Source organism: Winogradskyella marincola (genome assembly GCF_029624125.1).
Lineage (GTDB): Bacteria > Bacteroidota > Bacteroidia > Flavobacteriales > Flavobacteriaceae > Winogradskyella > Winogradskyella marincola.
This window is the reverse complement of record NZ_JARSBN010000001.1, coordinates 12,411-24,299: the sequence shown is the minus strand read 5'-3', so window position 1 is coordinate 24,299 and position 11,889 is coordinate 12,411. Positions and strand designations below refer to the sequence as shown.

13 protein-coding genes and 2 tRNA genes are annotated in these 11,889 nt (G+C 32.7%); 5 read left to right on the top strand and 10 right to left on the bottom strand.

All coding sequences use genetic code 11. The features are described 5' to 3' along the window. Positions 1-5: 5 nt before the first annotated feature. From crtID to P7122_RS00125, 4 genes are all read right to left on the bottom strand, one after another. The gene (gene crtID / locus P7122_RS00140; protein ID WP_278003756.1) at positions 6-1,466 is read right to left on the bottom strand and encodes a bifunctional phytoene desaturase/3,4-desaturase; all 1,461 of its coding nucleotides are present in this window, start codon (positions 1,464-1,466) and stop codon (positions 6-8) included. After that, positions 1,466-2,368: a MerR family transcriptional regulator gene (locus P7122_RS00135; protein ID WP_278003755.1), complete on the bottom strand. Its 903-nt coding sequence runs from the start codon at positions 2,366-2,368 to the stop codon at positions 1,466-1,468. Before P7122_RS00135 ends, crtID begins: the two co-directional genes overlap by 1 nt. A gap of 141 nt (positions 2,369-2,509) precedes the next feature. After that, positions 2,510-2,594, bottom strand: a tRNA-Leu gene (locus tag P7122_RS00130). Positions 2,595-2,649: 55 nt separating this feature from the next. Next, positions 2,650-2,722 (bottom strand) — tRNA-Lys (locus P7122_RS00125). Between the two features lie 137 nt (positions 2,723-2,859). Between P7122_RS00125 and P7122_RS00120 the strand changes: the two genes are divergently transcribed. Then, positions 2,860-3,381 (top strand): shikimate kinase, encoded by a 522-nt coding sequence (locus P7122_RS00120; RefSeq protein ID WP_278003754.1) that lies wholly within the window; start codon positions 2,860-2,862, stop codon positions 3,379-3,381. Here P7122_RS00120 and P7122_RS00115 read toward each other — a convergent pair. Genes P7122_RS00115 through P7122_RS00105 form a run of 3 tightly spaced genes read right to left on the bottom strand, consistent with a single transcriptional unit; the run spans position 3,373 to position 4,876 of the window. Further along, entirely contained in the window at positions 3,373-3,876 is a 504-nt protein-coding gene (locus tag P7122_RS00115) for a phosphoribosyltransferase family protein (protein WP_278003753.1), read from the bottom strand. The genes P7122_RS00120 and P7122_RS00115 overlap by 9 nt on opposite strands. A gap of 54 nt (positions 3,877-3,930) precedes the next feature. Beyond that, positions 3,931-4,521 carry a methyltransferase domain-containing protein gene (locus P7122_RS00110; protein WP_278003752.1) on the bottom strand — a complete coding sequence of 197 codons (591 nt, stop codon included), beginning with the start codon at positions 4,519-4,521 and terminating at the stop codon, positions 3,931-3,933. Next, positions 4,508-4,876, bottom strand: coding sequence for an RNA-binding S4 domain-containing protein (locus P7122_RS00105; RefSeq protein ID WP_278003751.1), 369 nt, complete (start codon positions 4,874-4,876; stop codon positions 4,508-4,510). Before P7122_RS00105 ends, P7122_RS00110 begins: the two co-directional genes overlap by 14 nt. A gap of 138 nt (positions 4,877-5,014) precedes the next feature. Here P7122_RS00105 and P7122_RS00100 point away from each other — a divergent pair, with 138 nt between their 5' ends. Continuing rightward, positions 5,015-6,046, top strand: a complete 1,032-nt coding sequence (locus P7122_RS00100; protein ID WP_278003750.1) for an FKBP-type peptidyl-prolyl cis-trans isomerase — start codon at positions 5,015-5,017, stop codon at positions 6,044-6,046. An 82-nt stretch (positions 6,047-6,128) separates the two neighbouring features. Here the strand turns inward: P7122_RS00100 and P7122_RS00095 are convergent, their stop codons facing one another. From P7122_RS00095 to P7122_RS00085, 3 genes are read right to left on the bottom strand one after another with little or no spacing between them, the layout of a single operon-like run. Then, complete coding sequence (locus P7122_RS00095) at positions 6,129-6,728, bottom strand: outer membrane beta-barrel protein (RefSeq protein ID WP_278003749.1); 600 nt, start codon at positions 6,726-6,728, stop codon at positions 6,129-6,131. A gap of 54 nt (positions 6,729-6,782) precedes the next feature. Next, complete coding sequence (locus P7122_RS00090) at positions 6,783-7,736, bottom strand: transketolase family protein (protein ID WP_278003748.1); 954 nt, start codon at positions 7,734-7,736, stop codon at positions 6,783-6,785. Positions 7,737-7,756: 20 nt separating this feature from the next. Next, complete coding sequence (locus P7122_RS00085) at positions 7,757-8,602, bottom strand: transketolase (protein ID WP_278003747.1); 846 nt, start codon at positions 8,600-8,602, stop codon at positions 7,757-7,759. 166 nt (positions 8,603-8,768) lie between these two features. Between P7122_RS00085 and tgt the strand changes: the two genes are divergently transcribed. Genes tgt through P7122_RS00070 form a run of 3 tightly spaced genes read left to right on the top strand, consistent with a single transcriptional unit; the run spans position 8,769 to position 11,874 of the window. Beyond that, positions 8,769-9,899 carry a tRNA guanosine(34) transglycosylase Tgt gene (gene tgt / locus P7122_RS00080; RefSeq protein ID WP_278003746.1) on the top strand — a complete coding sequence of 377 codons (1,131 nt, stop codon included), beginning with the start codon at positions 8,769-8,771 and terminating at the stop codon, positions 9,897-9,899. A 3-nt stretch (positions 9,900-9,902) separates the two neighbouring features. After that, positions 9,903-10,979, top strand: a complete 1,077-nt coding sequence (locus P7122_RS00075) for an LptF/LptG family permease (protein ID WP_278003745.1) — start codon at positions 9,903-9,905, stop codon at positions 10,977-10,979. Beyond that, positions 10,966-11,874: a DMT family transporter gene (locus P7122_RS00070; RefSeq protein ID WP_278003744.1), complete on the top strand. Its 909-nt coding sequence runs from the start codon at positions 10,966-10,968 to the stop codon at positions 11,872-11,874. The genes P7122_RS00075 and P7122_RS00070 overlap by 14 nt, the downstream gene beginning before the upstream one ends. The last annotated feature ends 15 nt before the right edge of the window (positions 11,875-11,889 follow it).

Here is an 11,889-nt window from a genome sequence, read left to right as displayed (position 1 = left end):
TGCGATTAAACTTCGTTTTTAAGGATAAGTTCAGAAACTAATTTTCCTGAAATTAAAGATGGAGGTACTCCAGGACCAGGTACGGTTAATTGGCCTGTAAAGTAGAGTCCATTTACTTTTTTGCTTTTTAGTTTTGGTCTTAAAAAAGCAGTTTGTCTTAAGGTGTTTGCCATGCCATAGGCATTTCCTTTGTATGAGTTGTATTCACTTATAAAATCGTTAACGCAAAACGATTCTTTAAACAGAATACTGTCTTTTACTTCTTGTTTTGTTAAGCTTTCGAAACGATTTATGATAATGTCAAAATACTGTTTTCTCAGCTCAGGTGTATCTTCTAGTCCAGGTGCAATAGGAATAAGAAAAAAACCTGTTTCGCACCCTTCTGGTGCCATACTTTTATCTGTTACTGAAGGGAAGTTAACATAAAATAATGGATTTTTTGGCCATTTAGGATTATCATATATATCTTCTGCATGGTTTTTAAAATCTGTGTCAAAAAACAAATTATGATGCTCTATGTCTTTTAGTTTTTTATTAAAACCAACATAAAAGAGTAGAGAAGAAGGAGCAAAGGTGCGTTTGTCCCAATAAGATTCTGAATATTGCCTGAGGTTTTTATCCAATAGTGTTTCAGAATGATGATAGTCTGCACCACTCAACACAGCATCTGAGGTTACAAAATTACCGTTAACAGTAATGCCAGTTGTTTTTCCGTTTTCAACATTAATCTTTTCAACATTACTGTTGGTGTGTATTGTAACACCTAAGCTTTCTGCTAAGCTTTTCATAGCTTTAATGATTTCGTACATGCCGCCTTTTGGGTGCCATGTACCTAAACCAAAATCGGCAAAGTTCATAAAGCTGTAAAATGATGGTGTTTGGTTGGGTTTAGCACCTAAGAACAAAACAGGAAATTCTAGCGTAGAAATGAGTTTTGGGTTTTTAAAGTTTTTTCTAACCTCAGAACTTATAGATTTAAAAAAACGATCAACACGAGTTATGGTGTCTTTTGTAACTAATTCTAAAGGTGAAATACCAGGCTTTAAAACTACTTTGTTTATGGCGATGTTGTAATGATCTTGAGCTTGAGCAATGAATTTGCGTAAAGGCTTAGAGCTTCCAGATTCAATACGTTCAAACTCTTCACAAATTTGATCCATGTGGTCTCCAATGGTAATTACGTCATCTGAAAAGAAAATTTTGTAGGCAGGACTCAATTTGTCTAATGTGTAGTAGTCGCTAGTGCTTTTATTAAAGTCGTTAAAGAACTTTTCAAAAACATCAGGCATCCAATACCAGCTAGGTCCTATATCGAACGTAAAACCATCTTTAATGAGTTGTCTTGCTCTTCCGCCTACAGTGTTGTTTTTTTCAAAAATAGACACTTTATATCCAGCCTTAGCCAAATAGCATGCTGCTGATAGCGAAGAAAACCCTGATCCTATTATTGAGATGGTTTTATTCATTAGTCTATGGTGCTTATTAAGGATTTTATAGACTTATAAGGTATTATTTGCTTTGGTAGGTTTTCCATATTAGAGCTTTGTAATACTTTGCCTAAAAGCCAAAGTTTAGAGTTATGATTTTTTAATAATGTAATTTCAAATTCCTCAAGATATTTACGTAAGTCTTCTGAACTTGGTTTTACGGTTAAATAAGATATGAAAACAATATCATCGTAATAACTCTGTATATCTTTAAGGCTAAGAATTGGTACACTTTGCCCTAAGTAAATGCAGTGGTAACCTTTCTTAAGTAAAAGATAATTTACAAACATTAATCCAAGCTCGTGTATTTCGTTTTCAGGTAAATAAAGGACAAATGTTGTTGTGGACTTGTTTTGCAGTTTAGCTTGTAAGAGCTCTGTATTAATTAAAATTTTCTGCCTTACTAAACCAGATATAAAATGCTCGTGAGCTGGTGTTATAGTGTCTGTTTGCCATAAGAGTCCTATTTCGGTTAGAAGCGGAATAAAAATGGTGTAGAAAATGCTTTCGAAGTCTTTGTCTTTTAATAAGGATTCGTAAGTTTTATAGAACAAAGACTGATCAAAATTTAGCATAGACAATTTAAAAGCATTTATAGCGTGACTGTCTAAATTGTTTTCGTTTGCAATCTCTTTAACTAAATTAGGTATCTCTTCTTCTTGGATAGTGGCTATTTTAGAGATTTTATAGCCATTGTTATTAAGGTAGCTAACATTAAGTAGTTTTTGAAAGTTAGCCAAGTCATAATATCGTATATTGGTGTCTGTGCGTTTTGGTTGTAATAAATTATAGCGCTTTTCCCATATTCTTATTGTATGCGCTTTAATTCCTGTAAGGTTTTCTAAATCTTTAATACTAAATTGATTCTTAATATTGTTCATTTATTTTTAAAATAAGTTAAACAAAAATAAGATTTTAAATAATAGCATTATCAGAATTAACAAAAATTAATGAAAAATTTAGTGTTAGCAATCTAAGATTAGAGTTAGAAATAAAAAAAAGGATAAAGAAGAAAGTAATTGTGCGCACGAGAAGACTCGAACTTCCACGACCTAAACAGTCACTGGCCCCTCAAGCCAGCGCGTCTACCAATTCCGCCACGTGCGCAAAAAACAAAAAGTAAATATAAAAAAAAAGTTAAGCTTTACGCTTAACTTTTTTGTGACCGGGCTGGGGCTCGAACCCAGGACCCTCTCCTTAAAAGGGAGATGCTCTACCAACTGAGCTACCCGGTCTAAACATTAAATGTGCTTCTCTAATGCGGGTGCAAATATATAAGCTTTATTTAATAAAACAACACTTTTTTTATTTAATTTTTTGTTTTTTTGTGTTGCGCTGACTTAGTTAATTAAAAATCAAAAAAGTAAGGCTTATGATAGTTGCTTTAATGGGATATATGGGTTCTGGAAAATCTACAATTGGCAAGAATTTAGCTACTGTTCTGAATTACAATTTTTTAGATCTAGATGAGTACATTTCTGAGCAAGAAAACTGCTCAATTCCTGAATTATTTAAAAATAAAGGGGAGATATATTTCAGAAAAAAGGAAACACAATATTTAAACGAAGTTTTAAGTACAAAAGATAATTTAGTTTTGGCTTTAGGAGGTGGCACACCTTGTTATGGTAATAACATAAACATACTTTTAGATAATTCTAATGTTAATTTATTTTACCTAAAGTTATCGATACCAAATTTAGTTCTAAGGTTATTTAAAGAGAAAGATAGCAGACCGCTGATTAGTCATTTAACAACAAAAGAAGAGCTCACAGAGTTTATAGGTAAGCATCTGTTTGAACGAACCCAATATTATAATCAAGCTTCAAATATTATTACATCAGATAATAAGTCTAAGAAGGATATTTTAGAAGAGATTGTAAAAGCTTTAATCTAAATAAGCTTCATAAGGTTGCTTAGAAAGATTAACGTGTACATGCTCAAAAAGCGATGTAGATAAAGAAATACCTTTAAAATCGGCTTTTACAGGAAACTTTTTGTGGTTACGGTTAACTAAAACAGCAGTTTTAAATTGCTTTAAAGGGACGTCTAGAAAATGCTTAATACCATAAATTAGTGTACTTCCAGAGTTTAAAACATCATCTATAAGAACTATAGATTTGTTAGTATAATCTTCACTTTTTATAGATGTTTTTATAGGATTGGTAGGTTCGTTTTTGTCAACGGTTACCTTACAAAGCGTAGAATTAATATCAGAAATCTTATCGAGTTGAGATTTAATTTTTTTAGCCAAAATGTATCCATTACTTTCAATACCAGCTATTACAATTTCAGTTTCATTAACATTGCTTTCGTAGATCTGGTAAGCAATACGTCTTATTTTGTGCTCAATTTCTTTATGGCTTAAAATAGTGTTTTTTGTAAGTGCCATGGTGCGCTTTTTTGGTTTTAAATTGTAATGCTACTAACTAGCAATTAGATTTTGTTATAGACGCTCAAAGATAAAAAACAGTTCTTTACCTTGCCTTTCTTTTATAGAATTTGTTGCGCGTTCTAGTGTTTTAATTTTGAAATATTTACTAAAAGCAGTTTCATACTCATTAAAGCTTCCGCCAAAAGGTGGTCCAGATTCTGTTAATGGAAAATCAAATAGCAAGCCAGCTAGTTTTCCTTTAGGGTTTAATAATTGAAACATTTTTTCTACATATTGCTTTCTCAGATTAGGATTTAAAGCGCAGAAAAAAGTTTGTTCAATGATAAGATCAAATGTTTGATTGAGTTCAAAAAAATCTTGATGAAGTAATTGCTTGTGTGGAAATGTTGAAACCCTGTTTTTGAAATTTTCTATGGGTTGTTTTGCAAAATCTAATACATAAGTATTATTAAATCCTTTATTCCATAAAAGCTCTGCTTCAAAACTATTTCCTGCTCCAGGTATTAAAATTTTGATAGATTTATCCTGTAGCTGAGAAATGTATTTTTCGATAGGAGTAGAGGCGTATCCAATGTTCCAACCTGTCTCATCTTTAGAGTATCTGTTTTCCCAATAATCTTTGTCTAATTTATTCTTCTTCATAAAAATTATCTATATCTCTTCTGTCTTTTTTTGTTGGTCTTCCGCTACCTTTTTTACGATAGTAATCTTTACTATATTTTAAAAGTTCTTTGGCAGCAAAAGCGTCTTTTGGCGTGGTGTCGGTTCGGTAAATATCAACCAGTTTAGCACCAACTCTGTTTGGAGGAAGATCGTTAACCGTTAGTTGATAAGAGATTTGATCTTTTCTCAATTCTATTTTATCAGTTGGGTACACCTCTCTAGAAGGCTTTGCTACACTATCATTTATCTTAATTTGTCCTTTTTTGCAAGCTTGGGTTGCCAAACTTCTGGTTTTGTAATAGCGTACACACCATAAATATTTATCAATTCGCATATATTTTTTAACTAAAATCTACGTTAACCTTTTGGCATAAAAATATTAATTTAATGTATCTTGCACCACATAATTAAAGCAATAATGAACATTTGATAAGATTTGTGGTTAATCCTATCAAAATATAATTTTTAGAATATGAAATCAATAAAACTTATAGTTTATCTAGTATTAGTGTCTGTATTTGTAGTGTCTTGTGAGGATGATGATGTAAAAGTTCCTGATGTGGTAGTTAGAGACAGAGGAGAACAACAATTGGCAGATAGTGATTCTCTTGTAGATTATTTATCTACACACTATTATAATTCAGATTTCTTTTTATCTGGATCAAACCATAAGTACTCAGATATTATCATTACAGAATTAGAGGAAGGAGAAGATTTACCAGCAGGACATACACTATTGATTGATGCTGTAGAAACTCATACAACTACTTATGAAGATACAGATTATGATTACTATGTTTTAAGAATAAACCAAGGTGGTGGTGACTCTCCAAGATTTACCGATCAGGTTAGAATGCGATACGAAGGTTTTACACTTGTAGATGGAACTGTCTTTGATTCTCTTGCTACACCAGAAGATTTATTTTTAACAGGTGCTGGTTTTAATCCTGGTCTTATTAGATCTTGGCAATTAATTATACCAATGTTTAACTGTGCAGATAGTTTTACAAATTCTAATGGTATAACAAACTATAATAACTATGGATTAGGTGTAATGTTTGTGCCTTCTGGTATTGCTTATTTCTCAGGAACAGCTTCAGGAAGTATAGCATCTTATTCTAATCTTGTATTTAAGTTTGAACTTTTACAATACGATGAAGTTGATCATGATGCAGACGGTATACCTTCTTATGTAGAAGATTTAGATGCTAATTTAGATGTTTTAGATGATGATACAGACGATGATTCTGCACCAAATTACATAGATCAAGACGACGATAATGATGGTGTATTAACAATTAATGAATTAGTGCCTAATACTTACACTGTAAATATGGGTGATACTGAGCCAGTATTAGCTAGTAATGAGTATGAATTAAACAGATCTACTTCTAATGGTGTTATAACAATTAATACTGTTACTGCAATAGACTCTGATAATAACGGTATACCAGATTATTTACAAGAAGACATTTCAATAAATTATAACGAAGAAGAGGAATAGTAATATTTTTCAATTAGAAATAATTGCAATAAAAAAGCCGCTTTTTAGCGGCTTTTTTATTTTCTATGTTTTTCAATATAATCTATAACGCAATTGATAAACTTAAAATCAATTGATCTGGTCTTGTGTCTATTCTACTAGAGGCACCAGAACCTAAATTGTTATTAATAAAAGTGGCTTCATTATCGTTAAAACCTCTTTCGTATCTTAGGTCAATACCTATTTTATTAAAGTTAAGCCCTATACCAAAGTTTAAACCTACAGAGAAATCATCCTCTACATCATTAACATCAATGCCTTCAAATTCTGTGTCAAGTATATATTGTAGCGAAGGGCCACCAAAGACACTTACAGGTCCTAAAACTTTAATTCCAACTAAAAGCGGTGCGTCAATTTTCTTTACATTAAAGGCATTGTCGTCATAATCACTTTTGGTTGCAGTATAAACAAGCTCTGGTCTAAAATAAAACTGATTTCCAATTTTACCAAACAGACCAATATGATAGCCAATGTTTCTGTCTGGATTTTTAGCGTTGTCACCAATGGATTCAAAATAATCTCCATTAGCACCATAGTTTAAACCACCTTTAAACCCAAAAGCACTTCCTTTTTGTGCATGAGCACTTAATCCAACAAATGCCAGAACTACAGCTAATAGAGCTGCTTTTTTCAAATTTTTCATAATGTTCGTTTTTAAGATTAGGTATCTAATATCAAAAACGTTGCCAAAATGAAGTTATTTTCTTTTGATTACTTTTTTTACAGCTTCTTGTATAGCAGAACTGTTTAAACCATACTTATCCATAAGCTGAGCAGGTGTACCAGACTCACCAAATGTATCTTTAGTAGCAACAAACTCTTGAGGTGTTGGTTTGTGTTGCGCTAATACTCTAGCAACACTTTCTCCAAGACCACCTAAGTAATTATGCTCTTCTGCAGTTACAATACATCCTGTTTTAGAAACAGAATCTAAAATAGCTTTATCATCTAATGGCTTTATAGTGTGAATGTTTATAACCTCTGCACTAATTCCGTTGTCGTTTAAAGTCTTTGCAGCTTCAAGAGCTTCCCATACTAAATGACCTGTAGCTACTATTGTAACATCGTTTCCGTCTGTAAGTTTTACGGCTTTACCAATTTCAAATTCACCATTTTCTGGAGTGAAATTAGGTACTTTTGGACGACCAAATCTTAAGTATACAGGACCATCATGCTTTGCTATAGCTAAGGTTGCAGCTTTAGTTTGGTTGTAATCGCAAGTATTTATTACAGTCATTCCTGGGAGCATCTTCATTAAACCAATGTCCTCTAGAATTTGATGAGTAGCACCATCTTCACCTAATGTAACACCAGCGTGCGAAGCACAGATTTTTACATTTTTGTGAGAGTAAGCAACACTTTGACGTATTTGGTCATAGACTCTACCTGTAGAGAAGTTAGCAAACGTACCTGTAAAAGGAATTTTACCACCAATTGTCATACCTGCAGCCATACCAATCATATTAGCCTCTGCTATACCTACCTGAAAGAAACGTTCTGGATGATTAGCTTTAAATTCATCCATTTTAAGAGATCCTGTTAAGTCGGCACAAAGCGCTACAACATTTTCATTCGTTTGTCCTAACTCTGTTAAACCGGCTCCAAAACCAGAGCGTGTATCTTTACTTCCTGTATTTGTATATGTTTTCATTTCGTGTTTTGATTGCTAGATTAATAATCTCCTAAAGTTTCTGCATTTTGAGCAAGACCTGTTGCTAATTGCTCATCGTTTGGTGCTTTACCATGCCATGCGTGTGTATGCATCATAAAATCTACACCATTACCCATAACGGTTTTTAGTAATACACATACTGGTTTGCCATTTCCTGTTAAGGATTTTGCGTTTTGCATACCTTCTAAAATAGCTTCAATATTATTACCTTCTTCAATTTCTACAACTGTCCAACCAAAAGCTTCAAACTTAGCTTTTACATTACCCATTGGTAAAACGTTGTCTGTAGAGCCATCAATTTGCTGGCCGTTTAAGTCTATGGTGGCAATAAGGTTGTCTACTTTATTTCCGGCAGCATACATTATTGCTTCCCAGTTTTGACCCTCTTGTAACTCACCATCTCCATGAAGACTATATACTAAGTGCTTATCATTATTGAGTTTTTTTGTCTCAGCAGCACCTATAGCAACAGACATTCCTTGTCCTAAAGAACCAGATGCAATTCTAATTCCAGGTAAGCCTTCGTGGGTTGTAGGATGTCCTTGTAATCTAGAATCTATTAATCTAAAAGTGTTTAATTCATCAACTGCAAAATAACCAGATCTCGCAAGTACACTATAATATACTGGTGATATATGACCGTTAGACAAGAAAAATAAATCTTCTCCTATGCCATCCATTTCAAAACCATCTTTGGTTTCCATTAATTCTTTGTAAAGGCATACGAAAAATTCTGCGCAACCTAGCGATCCGCCAGGATGACCAGAATTTACTTTGTGTACCATGCGTAGAATGTCTCTACGAACTTGAGTAGTTAAATCTTCTAATTGTTGAATATTAGACATGTTTTTGAGCTTAAATTAATGCTGCAAAAATAACTTTTTATAAGTGGCATTCAAAAGCCGTTTAGAGACACTTATTAACGATTTTGAATAATTGCTAACAATTTTTGAATTTAATTAAGAGTCCAATGCGTTAGAGTTAATTATATTTGCCACCAGACTTACTTTTATGAAATTTAATCGCATAGCAAAAGATAAAGAAACAAAGGCAAGAGCAGGTGTTATTACAACTGATCATGGTGTTATAGAAACACCAATTTTTATGCCTGTTGGTACTGTAGCCACTGTAAAAGGCGTGCACCAACGCGAATTGAAAAATGATATCAATCCAGATATTATTTTAGGAAATACATATCACCTTTACCTCAGACCGCAAACACCAATTTTAGAAAAGGCTGGTGGATTGCATAAGTTTATGAATTGGGATCGTAATATTTTAACCGATTCTGGTGGTTATCAAGTGTATTCTTTATCTGCAAACAGAAAGATTAAGGAGGAAGGTGTAAAGTTTAAATCGCATATAGATGGTAGTTACCATGTATTTACACCAGAAAATGTAATGGAAATTCAACGCTCTATTGGTGCAGATATCATTATGGCTTTTGATGAATGTACACCTTACCCTTGCGATTATAATTATGCCAAGCGTTCTATGCACATGACACATCGTTGGCTAGAACGATGCATGACACATTTAGAAAAAGTGCCTTTTAAATATGGTTATGAACAAACGTTTTTTCCAATAGTACAAGGTAGCACATACAAAGACTTAAGAATACAGTCTGCTGAGTATATAGCAAATGCAGGAGCACAAGGAAATGCTATTGGAGGCTTGTCGGTTGGTGAGCCTGCTGAAGAAATGTATGCTATGACAGAGGTAGTTTGTGATATTTTACCAGAAGAAAAACCTCGTTATTTAATGGGTGTTGGTACACCAATCAATATTTTAGAGAATATTGCGTTAGGTGTAGATATGTTTGATTGTGTTATGCCTACCAGAAATGCCAGAAACGGTATGTTATTTACAGCACATGGCACCATAAATATTAAGAATAAAAAATGGGCTGAAGATTTTTCGCCAATAGATGAAATGGGAATAACTTATGTGGATACAGAGTATAGTAAAGCATATCTTAAACATTTGTTCTCAGTAAATGAATTGTTAGGAAAACAAATAGCTACAATTCATAATTTAGGATTTTATTTATGGTTGGTGAGAGAGGCCAGAAAGCATATTATAGAAGGAGACTTTAAAGTATGGAAAGAGAAAATGGTTAAACAAATGGATAAAAGATTGTAGTAAGTGAAAATCTTAGATTGGTACATACTAAAGCGCTATTTGTTAACATTTTTAATGATGTTATTACTGTTTATTCCTATAGGAATAACAGTAGATTTAGCCGAAAAAGTTGGTAAGATAATAGAGAATGAAGCACCTTTTAGTGAGGTTACAGCCTATTACATAGATTTTACAGTCTACTTTGCCAATCTGTTATTTCCTTTGTTCTTATTTTTATCTGTAATCTGGTTTACATCTAAGCTAGCTAATAATACAGAGATAGTAGCTTTTTTGAGCTCTGGAGTATCATTTACAAGGTTTTTAAGGCCTTATTTAATAGGTGCAACTATTGTAGCAGCTGTAGCATTGGTTTTAGGGATGTATCTGGCACCTATAGCCAGTCAAGGGTTTAATGAGTTTAAATACAAATACCTTAAAAAGCACAAAAAAATACAAGAAACCAGACACGTATATCAGCAAATTAACGATAACGACTATATATATGTAAGTAGTTTTGTGCCTAGTAGTAAAACAGGTAATAATTTTACTTACGAGCATTTTGAGGGCAACGAATTAAAATACAAGATCTTTGCTGATAATATTAGGTATATAGAAAAAGACAGTAGTTACAGGCTTATATCTTATATAAAACGTACTTTTAAAGATGGTGAAGAAATTGTAGAAAAAGTAAGACGAAAAGACACCATTTTGCCTTTTGAACTAGCCGATTTAACTCCAGTAGAGTATGCTGCAGAAACAAAATCTTATGGAGAACTTCTAAGATTTATTGAGTCTGAAAGAAAAAAAGGATCTAAAAATATTGGTAGATATGAAGTTGTTAAGCTAAAAAAATGGAGCTTACCTGTTTCAATATTCATATTAACAATTATAGCGGTTGCAGTGTCTTCGGTTAAACGAAGAGGAGGTATGGGAGTTAACTTAGCCTTTGGTATTGCTATAGCTATGATTTATGTCTTTTTTGATAAAATATTTGGTGTTATGGCAGAGCAATCTAATTTTTCGCCTGTTATAGCAGTATGGTTTCCTAATATTATATTTGGTATTTTAGCAGTATACCTTCTACAGAATGCAAAACGCTAGATTAAAGGATTATCTTCATTTACATTTTCTGGTTTTTATTGCTGGTTTTACAGCAATTCTAGGTAAGGAAATTTCAGCAGGAGCAACAGCAATAGTATGGTATAGAATGGCCATTGCAGCTGTTTTAATGTTCATCTACATAAAAATTATTAAACTTAATATTAAGGTAAGTAAAAAAGCAATTATTAAGTTTTCTGCAGCAGGCGTAATAATAGCTTTGCATTGGATTACTTTTTTTGAATCCATAAAACAGTCTAACATTTCTATAGCCTTAGCTATGTTTTCCTCAGGTGCTTTTTTTGCGTCATTTATAGAACCTATTTTTTTTAAAAGACGTGTTTTGCTCTATGAAATAGGTTTTGGATTAATAGTAATATTAGGAGTATTTCTAATTACGAGTAGTGAGCTAAAATATATCAACGGTATTATACTAGGATTGCTGTCCGCACTTTTTTCAACCTTATTTGCAGTTATAAATGGACGATTTATAGAAAAATATAATTCAACGGTCATTTCATTTTATGAGTTTATAAGTGGAGTTATATTTTTAAGTCTATTCATACACTTTTCAGGAATTCATTTTAATAAAGATTTCTTTACGCTACCTCAAATGGATTGGGTTTATATTTTAATCTTGGCTTCAGTATGTACAGCTTATGCTTTTATTGGAGCTGTAGAAGTAATGAGATACATAAGTCCCTTTACGGTAATTTTAACGTATAACCTAGAGCCAATCTACGGTATAATATTAGCGCTGTTCCTTTTTCCAGAAACTGAGCAGATGTCCTCACAGTTTTATCTTGGTGCTACTTTAATAATATTAATGGTGCTATTAGACGCCATATTAAAAAACAATAAAGCTCGAAAACGAAAAAAGATGCCTGTTAACAATTGAAGTTTGTATATTTGT